Origin of the sequence: Priestia sp. TGN 0903, from assembly GCF_050846855.1 — a bacterium.
Taxonomy (GTDB): domain Bacteria; phylum Bacillota; class Bacilli; order Bacillales; family Bacillaceae_H; genus Priestia; species Priestia zanthoxyli.
In genome coordinates, this window is record NZ_JBOZGL010000007.1 from 13,319 (window position 1) to 32,310 (window position 18,992).

At 38.2% G+C, this 18,992-nt stretch carries 20 protein-coding genes; 2 read left to right on the top strand and 18 right to left on the bottom strand.

The window, feature by feature from the left end:
• Window positions 1-12: 12 nt before the first annotated feature.
• From ACRPLY_RS21355 to ACRPLY_RS21370, 4 genes are all read right to left on the bottom strand, one after another.
• Window positions 13-216, bottom strand: a complete 204-nt coding sequence (locus ACRPLY_RS21355) for a DUF2768 domain-containing protein (RefSeq protein ID WP_028411511.1) — start codon at window positions 214-216, stop codon at window positions 13-15.
• A 314-nt stretch (window positions 217-530) separates the two neighbouring features.
• Entirely contained in the window at window positions 531-1,562 is a 1,032-nt protein-coding gene (locus ACRPLY_RS21360; RefSeq protein ID WP_013059021.1) for an NAD(P)H-dependent glycerol-3-phosphate dehydrogenase, read from the bottom strand.
• Window positions 1,563-1,579: 17 nt separating this feature from the next.
• On the bottom strand, window positions 1,580-2,890 hold the full coding sequence (der, locus tag ACRPLY_RS21365) for a ribosome biogenesis GTPase Der (protein ID WP_028411512.1): 1,311 nt from the start codon (window positions 2,888-2,890) through the stop codon (window positions 1,580-1,582).
• A 297-nt stretch (window positions 2,891-3,187) separates the two neighbouring features.
• Entirely contained in the window at window positions 3,188-3,793 is a 606-nt protein-coding gene (locus ACRPLY_RS21370) for a YphA family membrane protein (RefSeq protein WP_028411513.1), read from the bottom strand.
• A gap of 120 nt (window positions 3,794-3,913) precedes the next feature.
• Here ACRPLY_RS21370 and ACRPLY_RS21375 point away from each other — a divergent pair, with 120 nt between their 5' ends.
• Entirely contained in the window at window positions 3,914-4,051 is a 138-nt protein-coding gene (locus ACRPLY_RS21375) for a YpzI family protein (RefSeq protein WP_013059024.1), read from the top strand.
• Window positions 4,052-4,081: 30 nt separating this feature from the next.
• Here ACRPLY_RS21375 and ACRPLY_RS21380 read toward each other — a convergent pair whose 3' ends face one another.
• The 10 genes from ACRPLY_RS21380 to prsW form a co-directional block, all read right to left on the bottom strand.
• Window positions 4,082-5,296 carry an MFS transporter gene (locus ACRPLY_RS21380; RefSeq protein ID WP_028411514.1) on the bottom strand — a complete coding sequence of 405 codons (1,215 nt, stop codon included), beginning with the start codon at window positions 5,294-5,296 and terminating at the stop codon, window positions 4,082-4,084.
• Between the two features lie 179 nt (window positions 5,297-5,475).
• A complete protein-coding gene (gene fni / locus ACRPLY_RS21385) occupies window positions 5,476-6,525 on the bottom strand; it encodes a type 2 isopentenyl-diphosphate Delta-isomerase (protein ID WP_028411515.1) in 1,050 nt (349 codons plus the stop codon).
• 16 nt (window positions 6,526-6,541) lie between these two features.
• Window positions 6,542-7,678 (bottom strand): 30S ribosomal protein S1, encoded by a 1,137-nt coding sequence (gene rpsA / locus ACRPLY_RS21390; protein WP_028410732.1) that lies wholly within the window; start codon window positions 7,676-7,678, stop codon window positions 6,542-6,544.
• A gap of 162 nt (window positions 7,679-7,840) precedes the next feature.
• Window positions 7,841-8,428: a lysophospholipid acyltransferase family protein gene (locus ACRPLY_RS21395; RefSeq protein ID WP_033579748.1), complete on the bottom strand. Its 588-nt coding sequence runs from the start codon at window positions 8,426-8,428 to the stop codon at window positions 7,841-7,843.
• Window positions 8,425-9,099 (bottom strand): (d)CMP kinase, encoded by a 675-nt coding sequence (cmk, locus tag ACRPLY_RS21400; RefSeq protein ID WP_028411517.1) that lies wholly within the window; start codon window positions 9,097-9,099, stop codon window positions 8,425-8,427. The genes ACRPLY_RS21395 and cmk overlap by 4 nt, the downstream gene beginning before the upstream one ends.
• 162 nt (window positions 9,100-9,261) lie before the next feature.
• Window positions 9,262-9,438 (bottom strand): YpfB family protein, encoded by a 177-nt coding sequence (locus ACRPLY_RS21405; protein WP_013059030.1) that lies wholly within the window; start codon window positions 9,436-9,438, stop codon window positions 9,262-9,264.
• 68 nt (window positions 9,439-9,506) lie between these two features.
• Window positions 9,507-10,172 carry a flagellar brake protein gene (locus tag ACRPLY_RS21410; RefSeq protein ID WP_033579746.1) on the bottom strand — a complete coding sequence of 222 codons (666 nt, stop codon included), beginning with the start codon at window positions 10,170-10,172 and terminating at the stop codon, window positions 9,507-9,509.
• 152 nt (window positions 10,173-10,324) lie between these two features.
• Window positions 10,325-11,674 carry a germination protein YpeB gene (gene ypeB, locus ACRPLY_RS21415; protein ID WP_165635167.1) on the bottom strand — a complete coding sequence of 450 codons (1,350 nt, stop codon included), beginning with the start codon at window positions 11,672-11,674 and terminating at the stop codon, window positions 10,325-10,327.
• 17 nt (window positions 11,675-11,691) lie between these two features.
• Entirely contained in the window at window positions 11,692-12,624 is a 933-nt protein-coding gene (gene sleB, locus ACRPLY_RS21420) for a spore cortex-lytic enzyme (RefSeq protein ID WP_367077792.1), read from the bottom strand.
• A 145-nt stretch (window positions 12,625-12,769) separates the two neighbouring features.
• Window positions 12,770-13,420 carry a glutamic-type intramembrane protease PrsW gene (prsW, locus tag ACRPLY_RS21425; RefSeq protein WP_028411520.1) on the bottom strand — a complete coding sequence of 217 codons (651 nt, stop codon included), beginning with the start codon at window positions 13,418-13,420 and terminating at the stop codon, window positions 12,770-12,772.
• Window positions 13,421-13,618: 198 nt separating this feature from the next.
• Here prsW and ACRPLY_RS21430 point away from each other — a divergent pair, with 198 nt between their 5' ends.
• Window positions 13,619-14,590 carry an asparaginase gene (locus tag ACRPLY_RS21430; protein WP_048019803.1) on the top strand — a complete coding sequence of 324 codons (972 nt, stop codon included), beginning with the start codon at window positions 13,619-13,621 and terminating at the stop codon, window positions 14,588-14,590.
• A 19-nt stretch (window positions 14,591-14,609) separates the two neighbouring features.
• Here ACRPLY_RS21430 and ACRPLY_RS21435 read toward each other — a convergent pair whose 3' ends face one another.
• The 4 genes from ACRPLY_RS21435 to ACRPLY_RS21450 all read right to left on the bottom strand — a co-directional run bounded on the left by ACRPLY_RS21435 (window position 14,610) and on the right by ACRPLY_RS21450 (window position 18,978).
• On the bottom strand, window positions 14,610-15,581 hold the full coding sequence (locus tag ACRPLY_RS21435; RefSeq protein ID WP_099331263.1) for a YpdA family putative bacillithiol disulfide reductase: 972 nt from the start codon (window positions 15,579-15,581) through the stop codon (window positions 14,610-14,612).
• 132 nt (window positions 15,582-15,713) lie between these two features.
• The gene (locus tag ACRPLY_RS21440; protein ID WP_370506064.1) at window positions 15,714-16,979 is read right to left on the bottom strand and encodes a Glu/Leu/Phe/Val family dehydrogenase; all 1,266 of its coding nucleotides are present in this window, start codon (window positions 16,977-16,979) and stop codon (window positions 15,714-15,716) included.
• 357 nt (window positions 16,980-17,336) lie between these two features.
• Window positions 17,337-17,939, bottom strand: coding sequence for a genetic competence negative regulator (locus ACRPLY_RS21445; protein ID WP_025750420.1), 603 nt, complete (start codon window positions 17,937-17,939; stop codon window positions 17,337-17,339).
• A gap of 127 nt (window positions 17,940-18,066) precedes the next feature.
• Entirely contained in the window at window positions 18,067-18,978 is a 912-nt protein-coding gene (locus tag ACRPLY_RS21450; RefSeq protein WP_028411523.1) for a MerR family transcriptional regulator, read from the bottom strand.
• Window positions 18,979-18,992 lie beyond the last annotated feature (14 nt).

Consider the following 18,992-nt stretch of genomic DNA (forward strand, 5'->3'; position numbering starts at 1 on the left):
ACCATATGTACATTAAGCATCTGTCGGACCACTGAATACAACAATTACCATAATAAGACCTGCTACAATCATGAGCGAATAGGCAATGAAAGCGAGTACAATTTTACCAACGCGGTTCGTGATTTTATAACGACTAAAGTAAATAGAAAATACCGCAATAAACATAAATACAATGGAACCCAATGAAATCCACATCTTTAACAAACCTGGCGACAAATTGCATCCACTCCTTTTTTCACCGTTATTATAACATAAGGACTTATAGTTAAGATGGATATTAATAGAACATTCTAAATTTAATATTTATTTACCTTCCATTGATTTACGCTCTATAGTAATTACTTTCCTATTAAATTGACAAATTCCTGCTTTTTCACATAAAAAAATCGAAGCGAAGGGGGCTCTTCGCTTCGACCGTAACTAAATATTCCCATACTAACAGTTCTACTCATCTTTATTTACACGTTATTTTATGCAAGTAAATGATTTTGGGTATCACCAATTGCCTATTTTTTCATATTTCTTTGCACTTAATTTAATTTTTCTCCTAAAACATTCGCTAAATCTTCCATTTCATGTGTTTTAGTACGAGACATAAGCGCGTCTACTGCATCTTTTGCCTTCACATCATTAAACAGTACATTATATAAAGCATCAGCAATCGGCATTTTCACGTCGTATTTTTGAGATAGCTGGTAAGCTGCTTTCGTCGTGCGTACACCTTCTACAACCATTCCCATATTTTCTAATACTTCGTCTAAATTTTTGCCTTTTCCAAGAAGATTACCAGCGCGCCAATTTCGAGAATGAACGCTTGTACACGTTACAATCAAGTCTCCAATCCCGGTTAAACCTGAGAACGTCAGAGGATTGGCGCCAAGCACCGTACCTAAACGAGCGATTTCAGCTAAGCCACGAGTCATAAGAGCGGCCTTCGCATTGTCACCATATCCAAGTCCATCCGTAATACCAGCAGCAAGAGCAATAATATTTTTTAACGCTCCCCCAATTTCCACACCAATCACATCAGGATTTGTATAAACACGGAAGTACTGTTGATTATTAAATAAATCCTGTACTTTTTCTGCTGCTTGTATATTTGTTGAAGCTGACGTCACGGTTGTCGGCTGCCTTCTACTTACTTCTTCAGCATGACTCGGGCCTGATAAGACAACGATGTCTTTTGTATCAATTTCTTGTTGAATCATTTGAGATATACGTAAAAGAGAATCCGGTTCAATTCCTTTACTTACGTGAACAATTGTAAACAGTTCATCGGTAAGGGATTTTAGCTGTTGCAACACTTCACGAATGGCCTTCGTTGGAACAGCTAAAATAAGGGTTTCAACACCCTCTATTGCCTTTTCTAATGACGTAAAACCTTTAATCTGATGAGGAAGCTCTACACCAGGCAGATATTTTTCATTCTGATGCGTCTCGTTGATTTGATCAATGACTTGTTGTCTATGTCCCCAAATGCGAACATCGTGTCCATTTTCCGCCAATACGAAAGCTAATGCAGTTCCCCAACTCCCTGCTCCTAGTACAGCTATTCTTTCCACGCCGATCACATCCTCTGTTATTTTCTTGGTCTTGCAATAATTTTAATTGGAGTTCCTTCGAATCCAAAAGCTTCACGAAGCTTATTTTCTAAGAAACGTTTATATGAAAAATGCATTAGCTCAGGATCATTTACAAACACAACAAAAGTTGGCGGCTTGATTGCTACTTGAGTTGTGTAATAGATTTTTAAGCGGTTGCCGTTGTGAGTAGGCGTAGGGTTCATTGCTACTGCATCCATAATTACATCGTTTAAGATGCTTGTTTCTACACGTACCGCATGGCTTTCGCTTGCAAGATCAATCATTGGCAATAGCGTATGCGTACGTTTTTTCGTTTTAGCTGAAAGGAATACAATTGGAGCATATGTTAAGAACTGAAAATGCTCGCGTATATTTTCTTCAAATTTTTTCATTGTTTTTTCATCTTTTTCTACTGTATCCCATTTGTTCACAACAATGACGACAGCTTTTCCAGCTTCTTGTGCATAGCCAGCAATTTTCTTATCTTGTTCAATAATACCCTCTTCAGCATTTAATACAATTAAGACAACGTCTGAGCGTTCAATTGCCTTTAATGCGCGAAGTACGCTGTATTTTTCAGTACTCTCGTACACTTTTCCACGCTTTCTCATTCCAGCTGTATCAATAACAACATATTCTTGATCTTCTTTTGTAAACTTCGTATCAATAGCATCGCGTGTCGTGCCGGCAAGATCACTGACAATAACACGGTCTTCACCTAGAAGAGCATTAACTAATGAAGATTTCCCTACGTTAGGACGACCAATCAATGAAAATTTAATGACGTCTTCTCCGTAATCTTCGTCTTTTTCTTTTGGAAAGTGCTTAGCTGCCTCGTCTAGCAGGTCACCTAAACCTAAACCATGCGTTCCTGAGATTGGGAACGGTTCTCCATATCCTAGTGCGTAGAAATCATAGATTAATTCTCTCATTTCAGGATTATCTACTTTATTAACGGCTAGGACGACGGGCTTTTTGGATTTGTATAAAATTTTCGCCACTTCTTCATCAGCTGCAGTAATTCCATCGCGTCCATTCACTAGAAAAATGATTACGTCCGCTTCATCAATTGCAATTTCTGCCTGCTGTTTGATTTGTTCTAAAAATGGCTCATCTCCAATATCAATACCGCCAGTATCAATAATGTTAAAGTCCAAATTCAGCCACTCACCTGAACTATAGATACGATCACGAGTTACACCCGGAATATCTTCTACAATAGATACTCGCTCTCCTACAATTCGGTTGAAAATTGTTGATTTTCCTACGTTGGGACGACCAACAATCGCAATAATTGGTTTTGGCATACGATTCTTCCCTTTCCTTGATCTTTTTTATGTATCGGCAACCAGTCTTTAATCGACTAAAGGTATTTATCTACATGTACAAATAAATAAGATCATTCGTTTTTCAAAAATTGAGGCCATGCAGCGTGGCATGACCTCTACTAATCGATCATAAGCGATAAAGCAGGATTTTTATCAGCTCTTTCTTATACTGAACTGATTAACTGCCTATCCGCTGAATAAGCATTACTCTTTCAATCAAACAATTTTATCAAAAATCACCGGTAACAACAATATAATTTTACGAAATCTCTTCTTCTATTTGTAAGTACTTTGCTTTTGCCTGTGAGACTTCAGCACGTACAAATCTAAATAAGCAGAGAAATAAACCAGCATCTCCCAAATAAACATCGCTCCTACTGCTGTGGCTAAAACGTCGAGTGTACGAAGAGACCCTATTTCATAAGATGCGATATCCCGAATGACAACTGCGTATAAAAAGTCTCCTCCAACTACACCTAAAATGATTGCTGCGAATCTTTTTTCAGCATCTTTAACCACCATAAAGCAAATATATAAGATAAGTCCAGTCAAAATCCACTTACGATCAATAAAAATCCAGACAGGATCATAGAGCTCAAGTAAACAAAAACTAGCATAGGCAATTATTATAATGCCGCATACAATAACATAATATAACTGCTGAAATCGGCTGTAGCCTGAAGCATACACACACGCTACTCCCACTAAAAACAAAGCGGTGTAGCTACATGAAAACTGAGTCATATGCATGTTCATTCCGCTTAGGAGTATACTGATTAATATAATGGCTGCTACCTTCCAACGCCTAGCTGTTTTGGGCATAAGAAAAGTCGCAACAATCCATCCCATCCACGAAAGCCAATAAAAGAAAATTCCGTCCACTGAATATGGCACCTCCCCTATCTGTCATCAGTATGTATCAATTTTGGAAAACTTAATCGGAGTTTTAGAATAGAACCGCTTATTTTGGACAACCTATCAGAAAAAAGGAGGGAATATAAAATGGGAAAAGATCGTCAAGAGAAAAAATTAAAGGAATCAAAACGAGTTGAATCTGACCGTGATCAAGGACTTCACTATCCGGGAGCAACTAGCTTGCAAAGTCCTGAAGAAGCGCGCGAGTTAAATGAGCATAAATAAAAAAATGCGCTGACTAAGTCAGCGCATTTTTTATTTTAAAACTGGATGTGAAACAGGATAGGAACGTTCTTTCTTTCCTGTAAACAAAAAGAGAACTCCTCCCACTAACAATAGTGCTCCTGACAAATAAAATCCGAATTCCATACTTCCAAGTTTATCTGCAAAATATCCGGTAATGTAAGGTGCAAAGATCGATGACAGCATGCCGCTGAAGTTAAAAAAACCGTACACTTTAGAGTACATGGAAGAGGGAGTAATATCCGCCATATACGAAATTAAAATCGGATCTAATGCTAATTTCCCTATCAGACCGTACACAATTAAGCCGATTAATAGCCAAGAATAACTCTCTGTATAGGGAATAAAAAATTGACATAAAGCGCCCGCTACTGACAAACTCACAATTAATGCTTTTTTATTTGCAATTCGATCCGATATATATCCAAAGAAGATTGCTCCTGGAATAGACGCCCACGGTACTAAAGATGCTATGATGCCTGTTTGAGACCCTTCTAAGCCGCGCGAGTGCTGCAAATAATAAGGAAGCCACGTCAGCATCCCAAAAAATCCGTAAAGAGAGCAGAAGATTAAAATGTATACGAAAATATGATTTTTTGTAAATAATACTTTTAGCGACTGCTTTGTTTCTTTATTTAGCGAATTTTTTTCTTGATCCCTTTGCTTATCTTTTACAAAGAAAGCTATTAAAATAGCTATTACTATAGTCGGAATAGCAAATAAGTAAAAAGTAAACTGCCAGTCTTTTTCTAACGTATATGTAATGTATGTAGAACCGATAAAACCAAGCGATATACCAAAAGCCATTCCACTATTGATGAGCGCAGACACTAGACCTCGGTATCGTTCAGACGTGATGCTTGAAGAAATTCCGTATTGTGAACCATAATACGTTCCTTCTCCAAGTCCTGTCAGCGCCCTCATGAGCAAGAACATACCAAAAGTAGTCGTAAGTCCTGTAAAGAATGTGGCAACTCCAAACAAAATGTATCCAGCCACTAAGATCTTAACGCGACCAAATCGATCTGCCAAAAAACCCGTTGGAATCTGCATAGCTGCATACGCTGCAAAAAATACGGTAGACATTAGCCCAAGTTCAGCTTTATTAAGATCCCACTGCGCACCGATATCTCCCATAACTGGAGATAAAATATTACGATCTGCATACATGAAAACCCAGCCTAAAAAGAAAAGAAAAATTGTAAATATAGGATGTCCCTTTTTCATTACGCCACCTCTTTTTTCTGATTTTTCTGTTTATTTAACTTATTATAAGTGGCTAACGTTTGGGATTTCATGCTTTTTGTCACTTCTTCTGCCAATATTTTTTGCTTTTTTTAATGAAAACGCGATCATTCATCTTCTAAGGAAATAAAAAAGCAAGCAGTTAACTGCTTGCTTTTTTATCATCTGTTATTAAATGTTTCTATAGATACATTTCGCTGAGTCAGCCAGCTATGGGTATCCCCTGTAATAACTAGAGGCATTTGCTGAAGCTTAGCAATAGAAGTTGCTCCTAATGCAGCCATGATAAACGTTAACTCCTCATGCAGCTCGGCTATCTCTTCTACGACTGCTTCTAAACCAGACTTCATTAAAATGGATAGAAAATATCCTGCCATTCCCGTTGCAGAAGCTCCTAACGCAATGGACTTAGCAACATCCATAGAGGTTTGAATACCTCCTGAACCAATAATGGATATACCTTCTACGTGCTGAGATACTTCCGCTAAAGAAGCTGCTGTGGAAATTCCCCAATCATTAAAGAAGTGAAAATGTTTTGCTCGTCTTTCATTTTCGATTTTCGAAAAATTGGTACCACCGTACCCACCAATATCAACGATTTCAACACCAACATCTTTAAGTTTTTGCACTGCTTGAGCGCTCATCCCAAAACCTACTTCTTTGACAATTACAGGAACGGTTACTTCTCGGACAATTCGTTCAATACGACGTAATGCATCGGTAAAATCACGATCTCCCTCTGGCATGACCAGTTCTTGTATAACATTTAAATGAATTTGAAGTCCATTTGCTTCAAGCATATCAACCGCTTTTTTAGCTTGTTCAACTGTAGCTTCACTGCCTAGGTTGGCAAAAATAATTCCGTTAGGGTTTTCTTGACGCACTACTCTGTATGATTGTTCTTCCTTTTCATCTTTAATCGCAGCCATCTGCGATCCAACGGCCATTGCTAATTGACCATGATGAGCAATTTGAGCAAACGAACGGTTAATCCGTTCCGTTTCTTGTCCGCCTCCACCCGTCATAGCATTTATAAAAATTGGCGAACTTAACAAAAGTTCGCCAATTTTTGTATCAATATGAACATCGTGCACGCCTGTATTTGGTAAGCTATTATGAACGAAGCGAATATCATCTAGCCCGTGCAGCCGATGCTGTCCCGTTTGAATCGCATGATGAATGTGATCAATTTTACGTTTTGCTCTGCTCACAAATCATCACCATTACTTATCTTAATTTTTTTAATTGATCCCCAATCATATCACCTAATTGGAAGCCTTTTGACTCTTCTTGTAATTCATAGTCACCGTAATCTTCTTGCTCTTCTTCCTCAAGGTCACGAATGCTTAACGAAACGCGTCGTTCTTGTTCATTCACATCAAGTACTTTTACCGTCACTTTTTCGCCTTCAGAAAGCACTTCATGCGGTGTCCCGATATGCTTATGTGAAATTTGAGAAATGTGTACAAGTCCTTCTACTCCAGGTAGAACTTCCACAAAAGCTCCAAAAGATACAAGTCTTTTAACAGTTCCATCTACTACATCACCTTGGCGAAGCTTCGTAGAAATGTTGGACCATGGACCTTCTAACGTATCTTTAATAGATAATGAAACACGACCCGTTGATTTGTCAACAGATAATACTTTGACTTTCACAGTATCTCCCTCAGCTACTACGTCTGAAGGCTTTTCTACACGCGTATGTGAAAGCTGAGAGATATGCACTAGCCCATCTACTCCGCCTACATCTACAAACGCACCAAAGTCTGTTAAGCGCTGAACGGTTCCTTCTAAAACCTGACCTTCTTTTAATGACTCAAGAACATTTTCTTTTTGTTGTACAAGCTCTTCTTCTACAACTGCACGATGCGAAAGGATCACGCGATTTTTTTCTTTATCTAATTCCACTACTTTGACTGTAAGAGTTTGATCTTGATATTCTGCGAAATCATCAACGAAATGAGTTTCAACAAGAGAAGCTGGAATGAACCCTCTTACACCAATATCTACTACTAATCCGCCTTTGACAATTTCTTTGACTACCGCTTCAAACACTTCACCTGAAGAAAGTTTTGCTTCTAAACCGTCCCATGCTTTTTCAGCATCTACAGCCCGTTTAGATAACACAAGCACATCGTCTTCCACTTTAATTACTTTCGCTTCGACTTCGGCACCTTCTTGGATTACATCCCCTGCTTTTTCAATATGTAAGCTCGCTAATTCACTAATTGGAATAATACCGTCTAGTTTGCTGTTAGGCACATCTACATACACTTGCTTTTCTTCTACTTTTGTAATAGTACCTTTTACTGTTTCTCCTACTTCTAATGACGTTACCTCTACTTGATTCATATCTTCTGTCATCGTCTTTTCCTCCTCCAATATCCATCTACAATATGTATTCCCTTGTAAGAGTTCTTCACTCTTTTAGCTCATCATTATTGTATATAGCTCTGTATAGAAAAAACTCTCTTTGTTACTAACTTCTAATAAATAGAATCTTTTGTCAAGTCATAAGGTTACAAACTATTGATATTTTTCAATTAATTCACCAATGCTTTTCATAATAACTTCGGTTACTTCCTCGGCTGATGCCTTTCGTTCACGAAGTTCATCCATCTGAATTGGCGGTCCGTACACTACTTTTAACCTTGCAAAACGCTTATATGGACCAATAACAGCACAAGGAACAACAGCTGCTTTTGAACGCAAAGCAAAAAAGCCTACTCCAGCCATTCCTTTTCCTAATTTTCCATCTTTACTTCTTGTTCCTTCTGGAAATAATCCAAGCACTTTTCCTTCTTTTAAAATCTTTAACCCTTGGCGCAAAGCTTCACGATCTGCCATCCCCCGCTTTACAGGGAACGTTTCTAACTTTGGCAGAACCGTCTTCAGAAAAGGTGCTTTAAACAGCTCTGCTTTTGCCATAAACGAAATAGGCCTTGGACATGTCACACCTACCGTAGGCGGATCTAAGTTGTCAATATGATTTGAACAAAGCAAAACTCCGCCTTCTGAAGGGATATTTTCTGCACCGATTACTTCATAACGATAAACTGGTGTTAAAATACCTTTTACAATGCCACGTGCAAACATATAAAAGCTCAAAATCATCCAATCCTTTCGTTTGTAATAGAAAGTATTTTTTCTACAACTCCTTCAATCGATAAGGAAGTTGTATCGATTTCAATTGCATCTTCAGCTTTTTTAAGAGGTGCTACTTCACGCTCAGAATCCAGCTTGTCTCTGCGGGCAATTTCTTCTTTTAAACGCTCTAAATTTGATTCAAAACCTTTTTTTATGTTTTCATCATGGCGTCGCTGTGCTCTTTCATCCACAGACGCTAATAAAAAGATTTTAACTTCTGCCTGAGGAAGCACGTGTGTACCGATATCACGTCCATCCATTACAACGCCTCCATCTTTAGCAAGGCCCTGCTGTCTCGCTACCATCTCTTCACGAACTGCACGATGTTTCGCTACAATGGATACAGAGTTAGTTACTTCTGCGGAACGAATTTCACTTGTAACATTCTGTCCATTTAAGATGACTACCTGCCCAGATTCAGACGGTTTTAAATCGATTACTGTTTCATTAAGCAAATGCAATAGCTCTTCTTCATTTTGCAAATCCACCTGGTTTTTCTGCGCTTGATACGTTAGAGCACGATACATCGCTCCTGTATCAACATAAATATATGATAAGGTTTCTGCTATAATCTTTGCCACTGTACTTTTCCCAGCAGCTGCAGGACCGTCAATCGCGATTGAAATTTGTTTTTCCATAAGTGCCTCCCTTAATTTCAAAACAGGAACAAACCACTTTCATCTTTTATACAATGAGCCATTTTATATGAAACGTTTATAAACGAAAAAAAGAGCAGGGGGTCTTCTCCTGCCTGGTGTTCACTGCATGTTTCTTTCCTAGTTATTCTACCATACGTCCGACTACTGGTCGAATGTTTCAATAATTTTATTAAAATTATTTTTGCTAACTCCCTCATACTGAATGACCTTTGAGAAATATGTACTGTGACTGCTAGATAGTAAAATACATTGGGCAATTATTAAAAACACAAATTGAATAACCACTAATTTAATTAAAATTCGTTCTATTCGATTCATCTTTTTCTCCTTTTGTAAGAAGTGATACCTTTGCTTACAGTTTAGGAAAGAGAAGTTTTTTTTATACGCTAAAGAAGACCTTTTCTCCTTAGGTCTAGCTGACGCTTTAAGGTATAACGAATCATCATTTCTTTCGTTTGTTTTTCCATGTCCATAAATTTAATAGATAGCTGACCTACTTTACAGGAAGTCGGGGCGGTAATTCGTACAACTTCCCCTTTTAATTCAAGATGCTGCAAAGTTCCCTCACGATTAGGAAGACTTAATCGTACAACAACGGAATCTTTCTCATTAAAAAGCAGCGAATGATGGAAGGAGCCGGCTACTCCACCTGCACTGATGTTTTTAGTCATAATTTCCATTACGGCCTGCTGTTCTTGTTCACTTTTTATCACCGCCTTCACTGTAAGCGGCACACGGAAAAAATTTCTTCTTTGGATGGACTTTAACTTTTTATCGCCCGGGTAAAAGAGCTTCACAACAGGCATGCCTTTTATTTCACGCCCTGTTACTTCAGTTGGAAAGGTATATACATTTTGATTATATCCGATAAACGTAGCCAGCAATTTTGTACCTTTTAGTAAAAAAGCACTTCGCTGCGTTTCTTCGTTTAGCGGATAGCTAATATAAATCACGTCTTCCGTAAACTCAACTACCTTACATCGATACGTTTGTTGTAAGGTAGACTCTCTGTACCCGCTCTCTAACGTCAACCTCATTCCCGCTTTTATCATCTTCTCTCTCCTTCAGTTCCACTATATACACTTTTTCCCTTTATTTAAACATAGTCAAATATATTTATTTTGTAAATAAAAATTAGTCATTTAGACTCAAAAAACTTATACAACACAAAAAACCGGTGTCTATAGACACCGGTTTCTCAGCTTTATACTTCATTATATAAAGGTTCTGAGTTTTGCAGTTTTTCGACTTTCTCTTCAAAACCCGTATCGGCATTGATAAAAATACGATACGTATCATTTTTAATTGTCCCTAAAAACTCATAGCATAGCACTTCTTCGTTTAAATCGTTTGTAATAATTGCCAAGCGGTCTTCCATCACTTTTACATTCGGGTTTAGCTTGGTTTTTGCCTGTTCTTTCGAAATTTTAGGTTTTGGAATATCTCTTGTACGATGTTTTAATAAGAAGTCTTTAGCTGAGAAGCCAATCACAGATCCATCTTCTAAAGACATTTTCATTTTAACTGAATCCGGATAAATCCGAACTCCACTTTCCGTTTGCTCTACGAATGTAAAGACTCCCATGTTATCGTATTGAGCGCTTTCAGCCATCACTAGGCTTTCAAAACGATGATCTTTTAAAAACTTAGTCGCTTTGTTCATAGCATCGTTTAAACTAATATTTTGTTTTTTAATATCTCGATCTTCGAGCACCCAAAGCGGATATCCACCTTTTTGGGTAATATCCATATACGTCTCTTGTTTAGTCTTTGGATCTGTAATGGTTAAGCTGTACACCTCATAATCGGCATCTTTTCCGCTCTTTACAATATGAATTTGTTCATTTCCTTTTAAATTCAAAAACGAACGCGCCACTTGTTTGGCAACATCTTCACTAACTTCTCTACCTTTTAATTGATGAAAAGCGTTTTTTTCCTGTTCATTCGTTGCATTCATAACGCCTAAATCTGTTTCGGCAAAAGAATCCATACTTTTTTCAACGGTTTTTAATCCGTCAATAATCGTATTGTCCCCTTGCTTTTCTTTTGTGGCTAGAGCTAGCTCAACATCCATCCAACGTAAGTTATTATCAATGACTAGATGCTGTACTTGGCGCATTTCATTTTGAATTTCGCCTGACTGATCATAAAGCGAATTTAACGTTTTATACTCTTTATCTGTTAAGGGGGATTTGCTTAAATCCCTTACCGCCACTTTGTACGTAAAGTCCCCAACATCTGAAAGAAACTCTTCTGTTTTATTGAACGGTAAAAGCGATAAAGGCAGCTGTCCTACATTGTTATGAGCTTCAGAAGTTAAACGCCATACTTCTGCAAGCGCGGGCGAAAGCTGATCTCTCGAACTCATGGCAAGCGTGCCACCGATTTTATCATTTAATAAATCTAGCTGATATGACAAATCATGAAATGCTCGTTGATACGTATTCTCCGCTTGAAGCAGCACAGCATCTTTTTCTTGATGTTCGCTGTACCCCCAATACCCTACACCTACAACACCAATAGCTAATAATACAATTAAAATTGTTCGAATCATGTTTCCTTCACCTCTCTTTATCGACAGAAAATGTGTTTCCCGATTTGCTTAATTTGAGGACGTGACCAAATCCATGCGCTTGTTGCTGTATCCGGATTAAAGTAATAAATAGCATTCCCAGTAGGATCCCATCCGTTAATCGCATCCATAACCGCTTTTTTAGATGTTGGATTGGGTTCAAGCCAAATTTGCCCATCTGCTACGGCAGTAAATGCACGCGGTTCAAAAATAACTCCAGCGACTGTATTTGGAAATGACGGACTGTTAACTCGGTTTAAAATAACGGCCGCTACGGCTACTTGGCCATTATATGGTTCACCCCGTGCTTCACCATGCACAGCATTTGCCATGAGCTGAATATCATTTTGTGAAAACCCGCTCGGTACATTCACCGCTGTTGGCTTTTGTGCTTTTTCTTTCTGTTGTTCAGAATTTCCTTTAGACGTATTACGCTGCGGCTGACTGGCAGGTTTTTTTGCTTGAGAAGATCCGCTTTGTGCTTTTGGCTGACCATTGTTCCCGCTGTTTTTTCCACTGCTACCGCTTCCTTTAGACTGCTGATCAAGAGGCTTACCGCCATAGTGCGTAAACTTATTGCCTTTTCTAATTTGATTTTTCACATAGCTTTCGTGATATTTTGTTGCGTTAGCTAATTTAATCTTTGTTTGCCAGCCTGCTAAACCGTCAATCTTTTTAATGCCAAATTCATATTGAAAATTGCGCAGTGCCCAGTATGTGCTCCATCCAAATACACCGTCAATTTTCCCGTTATAATAACCTAAATACTGAAGTCTCGACTGCAGCTCAATAACGTCATCTCCAACTGCTCCGTGTTGAATGACTTGATTTGAAAACGCGTGAGCGGCCTTTGGACTCACAACGGACGCTGCAATAAATGAACATATGCATATGAGACATGCATACTTTTTAAAACATCGAAATGATAACATGACAAAACCTCCTACATCGTATGTAACTGATAAGATGATAGGAGTATTTTTTGTAAAGGTTGTTTTTTTATACAAGATGCGCAAAATTTACCGAAATGAAAAAACTCAGCTCGTAAATCGCTCAAAAAAGATTTACAAGCTGAGCCTAGACAATCGATGGCTGTTTGGCCTTTTTTACTTTTCTTAATGCCAGCCACCATAAATAAATCATAAATGGAATAATAATAAATACCCAATGATCCATTGTTTTTAAAATATAATCATATGTTCCATGTAAAATGAGCGGCGCAAATACGGAATACAGCGTCCACTTCGTTTTTTCCTTTCCTTCAGAAAACTTTGCTTTCCCTAAATAATACCCCATAATGACGCCGAATAAAGCATGACTAGATACGGGTAAAATGGCTCTTCCTAGCGCTGATTCTAAACCATTTGCAAATAAATATAAAATATTTTCAACGGTAGCAAAACCTAATGAAACAGCTGCCCCGTAAACAATTCCATCGTAATGCTCATCAAATTCCACATGCTGATAAATCGTGAAATATAAAATGAACCATTTGAAAAATTCTTCTAAAAAGCTTGTCGTAAAAAATGCTTCAAGAAAAGGTGATTGAAAAACGTGTTCTTCACCAAATACATATTGAATAAACATAATTGGCAAAACAAGCATTGCTCCAAAAATAAATGTTTTTAATACCATTGAAATAGGCTCAGTTTCATATTCATCTTTCAAATAAAAAAAACTTAACAATGCCAATCCTGGCGCAATGCCTGCAGATACAATCGCCAACATAAATAGCGCCTCATCTCCTCTATTTTTTTTAATAGTAACATGTTATCTTTAGGATGAAAATCTCCGTCTATAATGTCCTTATCTTTATATGTAAATGCTCACATAACTTGCTGTCGATTTACAAAGCCTAACAAAGACCTTAAACAAGTATACCAAAAAATGTATCATACTTATACGAAAAATTGAAAGGAGCTCTCTATGAAAACTGTTTATATTCTTCACACCGGCGGCACAATCTCGATGAAAGAAGACATGGAAACTGGAGCGGTAGCACCAGATATTCAAAACCCGCTTCACCGCTCAACATCATCTGTTTCAGGTATGGCCAATGTAATCGTAGAAGAAGCATTTCATCTGCCTTCTCCTCACATTACTCCTAAGGAAATGCTTATACTTTCAAAAAAAATACGCGATAAAATTAATGAAGGCAAAATTGATGCAGTCGTGTTAACCCACGGCACGGACACGCTGGAAGAAACCGCTTATTTTTTAGATTTAACAGTGCATACAGATATTCCAATTGTCTTAACTGGAGCTATGAGATCAAGCAATGAAATCGGTTCAGACGGTCCTTATAATTTTATATCTGCGGTTCGGGTGGCTATTAGTGACGGGGCAAAAGGAAAAGGTGTCTTAGTTGTGATGAACGATGAAATTCATACCGCTGAAAATGTGACCAAGACCCACACAAGCAACGTGGCGACATTTCAAAGCCCTCAGTACGGGCCAATAGGATTAATCACAAAACGCGGCGTATCTTTTCACCACATGCCTACAGAACATGAATTTTATCCTGTTAATCAAATAGATAAACAAATCACTTTATTAAAAGCTTATGCAGGAATGGACGACCATTTATTTCAAGCAGTGGCTTCAATGAATGTTGACGGACTTGTAATTGAAGCCCTCGGTCAAGGAAATCTGCCTCCTCTCACTATTCCAGGAATTCAATTGCTTTTGAAGCGAAAGATACCCATCGTGCTCGTTTCTCGCTGTTTTAATGGAATTGCTCAAGATGTATATGGGTATGAAGGCGGTGGCAAGCTGTTAAAAGAGATGGGCGTTATTTTTTCAAATGGCTTAAATGGTCCTAAAGCACGCATTAAACTGTTGGTTGCTCTCCAAGTAACAACGAATCATGATGAGCTGCAGCAGCTATTTAATCATTAGTAAAACAACGCATAGAAGCCTATGCGTTGTTTTTGTTGATAATATGAGAAGCGATTGATTTCCCATGAAAACGTCCATTTTCAATAAAAATCTCATTAGCATTGTTTCCTGCAGCAATCACACCAGCGATATAAATTCCTTCCACGTTTGTTTCCATCGTCTCTTCGTTAAAAGAAGGGCGGCCTGTTTCATCATCTAATTCCACACCCATTTTTGTTAAAAACGAGTGATCAGGGTGATAGCCAGTCATGGCAAAAACGAAATCGTTACTAATCGTAAATTCTTTCCCTTCCTGCTCATATGTTACCGCTTCATCCGTTATCTTTGTTACATGAGCGTTAAAATGCATCCCAATCGTTCCATTTCGAACCAGCGCTTCAAATTCAGGCAATATCCAAGGTTTTACGCTAGGGGAGTAATCTGAGCCACGATAAATAACCGTCACCCTTGCATCACACTTCACCAATTCCAGAGCCGCATCGACGCTAGAGTTTTTTCCGCCTATAACGACTACATCTTTATCAAAATACGGATGCGCTTCTTTGAAATAATGAAATACCTTTGATAAATCTTCACCAGGAACATTCATATAATTAGGATGATCGTAATAGCCCGTAGCTATAATGACATTCTCCGCTTCATATGTCTCTTTGGATGTTGTGACAATAATTTGGTTTTCCGCTTGTTTGTCTACTTGCAAGACACGTTCAAACGGCTGAATTCGAACTTGCTTGCGCTTCACCACTTCTCGGTAGTAAGCAAGAGCTTGGTTGCGCACAGGCTTACGATTTTCGGTAATAAAAGGGACATCCCCAATTTCTAGTTTTTCACTTGAACTAAAAAACGTTTGGTGGGTCGGATAGTTATAAATTGCATTCACAATATTGCCTTTTTCAATTACAAGGGCATCAATACCTGTATGTTGAAGCTCAATAGCTGCTGAAAGCCCGCATGGTCCTCCGCCAACAATAATTACTTTTTCTTTCTTCATGCCTGTCACTCCTTCAGTTGTAAACGCACCTTTTTTTTATTTTAACGCAGTGTAAAACAAAAAAATCTCCTCATTAATGATAGGAGATTTTTTCTATTTACGCAATTGTTCTGCTGTTCTGCTGTTCTGTTTTTAAATCCAGCCTCTGAAGCGAGAGCCTTCTGCCATTTTTCTTACGCCTATCATATAAGCAGCTAGACGCATGTCGACTTTTCGAGTTGTAGAAGTTTCGTAGATGTTATTAAATGATTTCACCATTACTTTTTCAAGCTTTTCTTCTACTTCTTCTTCCGTCCAATAATAACCTTGGTTATTTTGCACCCATTCAAAATAAGAGACTGTTACACCGCCCGCACTTGCCAAAACGTCTGGAACTAATAAAATCCCTCTCTCTGACAAGATGCGCGTTGCTTCAAGAGTTGTTGGTCCATTTGCTGCTTCCACCACAATACTCGCTTGAATGTTATGGGCATTTTCTTCTGTAATTTGATTTTCAATCGCAGCTGGAACTAGGATGTCACAGTCAAGTTCAAGCAGCTCTTTGTTGCTGATAGTATTATTGAATAATTTCGTTACTGTACCAAAGCTATCGCGTCGATCTAATAAATAATCAATGTCTAAACCATTAGGATCATGCAGCGCTCCGTATGCATCAGATATCCCTACAATTTTAGCACCAGCGTCGTGCATGAACTTAGCTAAAAAGCTTCCTGCATTTCCAAACCCTTGTACTACTACCCGTGCACCTTGTAATTCAATGCCTCGTTTTTTCGCTGCTTCACGAATACAAATAGTTACTCCTTTTGCAGTCGCTGTTTCACGGCCGTGCGAACCACCTAAGACAAGGGGCTTTCCAGTAATAAAGCCAGGCGAGTTAAATTCATCAATCCGGCTGTATTCATCCATCATCCAAGCCATAATTTGTGAATTTGTAAACACATCCGGCGCTGGAATATCCTTTGTTGGTCCAACAATTTGGCTAATCGCACGAACATATCCGCGGCTTAAACGCTCTAATTCTCCAAAAGACATATTTCGAGGATCACAAACAATTCCACCTTTTCCTCCACCGTAAGGAAGGTCAACGATTCCACATTTTAAACTCATCCATATAGATAGAGCTTTTACTTCTTTTTCAGTTACGTTTGGGTGAAAACGAATTCCACCTTTCGTAGGACCAACTGCATCGTTATGCTGCGCTCGGTGACCTGTAAAAATCTTAACTGATCCGTCATCCATACGAACAGGAATTTTTACTGTCATCATTCGTAATGGCTCTTTTAATAGTTCATACACTTCATCAGGATAGCCTAGTTTTTCTAACGCTTTATGTATCACTGTTTGTGTAGATTTTAAAACATCATGCTTCTCTTCTTGACTATTTTTACTGTCTTGCATCTTGTCGGCTACCATCTGTAAACCTCCTAAAATGTATCGAAAATTATTCGTTTTTAATTGAATGGTGCTTCTTTCATGACATAGTATACACCCTTAGTTTTGCATTGCAAAGGAAAATATCGAACTTTTAGTATTTTTTGTGTTCTTCTAAGAAAACGCTTCCAATAACTTTACAAGGTATGCTACAATGTTTTAAGTCTGCCTCTTTCCTAGTATGCGTTAATCGTCTTAAAAAAATAAAAAACACCCGGTGATAAAGAGCACTTTCAACAACTTTGTACAAGCTGAAAGTGCAGCCACTCTTATTTTAATAAAAGTGCTTTATCCTTCACGGGTGTAATTATTTCAATTAAACAGTTAAGAAAAGACAGAGTTAATATACTCCAGAGCTCTCTTTTCTACTAATATTTTTCCATATTCATTTACGCGGTGCTTTGTAATTGTAGAGGGATTTCCATACTCCGCCAAAACCGCAATCATATTCCCAACTTCAGCCGGTGACAGCATGTGATAATCCAACAGCACGTAAAAACGTTTTTCGAATGAATAGAGCACGCTATCCGTATCGTAAAAGTTTGACATGCGCTTGGTCAGCTGAATGACATCTTCAAATGAATCAAACTCAAAAAACATGTCTTCGCTTTCATCTAGCATGACCTGCATTTCAATGAAGTCCTCGAACTCGTCTTCATCGAACTCACCGTAGCTGGTTTCTTCTTCATACTGCTTTGTCACAAATACAACCATTCCCTGTGCTTGAAGTGAAAAAACTTCTACCGAAAGAGAATTTGTAGGTTCAAAGTTCAGTTCTTGAGAAGCTTGCTCTATCATTTCACGAAAGAGCTGTTTTACTTTGAATGTATCTGTCCATAGATCTTCTTTTGTTAACCCTCTTTCTTTTAAATCATCGTAGGTCAAAAAAACTTTTAGCTTATTATAGTTTAATCGTTCAAGCCTCATTAGCGTCCCTCCCCGCTTGCACTCATAACCACATGGTTCGATAATGCAGTATATGTATTTTTTGGAAAACGGTTCGTGATGTTTACTTACGAGTTTACAGGTTTATGAAAGGAAAGACAAGCTATTCTCAATCAATTTCTGCTAATTTTTTTGTTAGCCAGCTGTTCCACTCTTCTTTTGTATTTCCTAAAATAAACGGCTGAGCCTCGCCTTTTCTTTTGCTATCTAAACCATCAAACACATAACCGCCTAATCCTACTTTAAGATGCGGGAATTTCTTTATCATTTGGTTCGTCAAATTCAGTGTTTTCTCGGCATTTTCCATCATTGTGCATGACATAAATAAAAACGTTGGGTCTACTTCTTTAACAATTAGCTCAACATCTTTATCTTCAATGCTGCTTCCTAAATAAATAACCTCAAACCCTTTACGGCGTAAAAATAGCGTAAAGACTAGAAGTCCAACTTCATGTGTCTCATTAGGCCCACATACAGCAATCGCTTTAGGCAATAAGCCATTTGAAGGCAGCGAATAAAAAATCATGCTGATACGCGTTTTTAATACTTGAGTCGTATAATGCTCATGAGCACTTGTGATTTGCCCTTTTTCCCACATATCTCCAACCGTCACGAGTAGAGAACCCAAAATATCAATAACCACTTTTTCTACCGAATACAGGCTAAACGCATGATTAATTAAATCCTGTGCTTTTCCTTCTTCAAAAGATAGAAGCATCGTTAACAGCTCATCCCTAATTTTCTGAGGGGAATCTACTTCTCCTTCTTCTTCAAACGCTCCTACTGTACTACTTTCCGTTTCTAATAACGAAACCGCTTGACTAATCGTAAAACCTCCGCTCACTTTTTCCGTGAGCCATTTTAATTTCCGCAAATCTTCCTCTGTATATAACCGATGCCCCGATTCATTGCGGACAGGATTTAAAATTTGATAGCGTCGTTCCCATGCACGCAAAGTTCCCGGCTGGATCCCGACCATATTTGAGATGGCTTTAATATTATACTTCCCTTCGTGAGCCATACGTAACCTCCAAC

Bases quoted from the DNA above. Each gene is read 5' to 3' on its own strand.
- ACRPLY_RS21445 (WP_025750420.1), bottom strand. From the start codon at position 17,939: ATGAGGCTTGAACGATTAAACTATAATAAGCTAAAAGTTTTTTTGACC.
- ACRPLY_RS21375 (WP_013059024.1), top strand. From the start codon at position 3,914: ATGGGAAAAGATCGTCAAGAGAAAAAATTAAAGGAATCAAAACGAGTT.
- ACRPLY_RS21450 (WP_028411523.1), bottom strand. From the start codon at position 18,978: ATGGCTCACGAAGGGAAGTATAATATTAAAGCCATCTCAAATATGGTC.
- ACRPLY_RS21410 (WP_033579746.1), bottom strand. From the start codon at position 10,172: ATGATAAAAGCGGGAATGAGGTTGACGTTAGAGAGCGGGTACAGAGAG.
- rpsA (WP_028410732.1), bottom strand. From the start codon at position 7,678: ATGACAGAAGATATGAATCAAGTAGAGGTAACGTCATTAGAAGTAGGA.
- prsW (WP_028411520.1), bottom strand. From the start codon at position 13,420: ATGTTGGCGATTGTATCTGCAGGCATTGCGCCAGGATTGGCATTGTTA.
- ypeB (WP_165635167.1), bottom strand. From the start codon at position 11,674: ATGATTCGAACAATTTTAATTGTATTATTAGCTATTGGTGTTGTAGGT.
- ACRPLY_RS21380 (WP_028411514.1), bottom strand. From the start codon at position 5,296: ATGAAAAAGGGACATCCTATATTTACAATTTTTCTTTTCTTTTTAGGC.
- ACRPLY_RS21405 (WP_013059030.1), bottom strand. From the start codon at position 9,438: ATGAATCGAATAGAACGAATTTTAATTAAATTAGTGGTTATTCAATTT.
- sleB (WP_367077792.1), bottom strand. From the start codon at position 12,624: ATGTTATCATTTCGATGTTTTAAAAAGTATGCATGTCTCATATGCATA.
- cmk (WP_028411517.1), bottom strand. From the start codon at position 9,099: ATGGAAAAACAAATTTCAATCGCGATTGACGGTCCTGCAGCTGCTGGG.
- ACRPLY_RS21440 (WP_370506064.1), bottom strand. From the start codon at position 16,979: ATGCAAGACAGTAAAAATAGTCAAGAAGAGAAGCATGATGTTTTAAAA.
- ACRPLY_RS21430 (WP_048019803.1), top strand. From the start codon at position 13,619: ATGAAAACTGTTTATATTCTTCACACCGGCGGCACAATCTCGATGAAA.
- der (WP_028411512.1), bottom strand. From the start codon at position 2,890: ATGCCAAAACCAATTATTGCGATTGTTGGTCGTCCCAACGTAGGAAAA.
- ACRPLY_RS21395 (WP_033579748.1), bottom strand. From the start codon at position 8,428: ATGATTTTGAGCTTTTATATGTTTGCACGTGGCATTGTAAAAGGTATT.
- ACRPLY_RS21435 (WP_099331263.1), bottom strand. From the start codon at position 15,581: ATGAAGAAAGAAAAAGTAATTATTGTTGGCGGAGGACCATGCGGGCTT.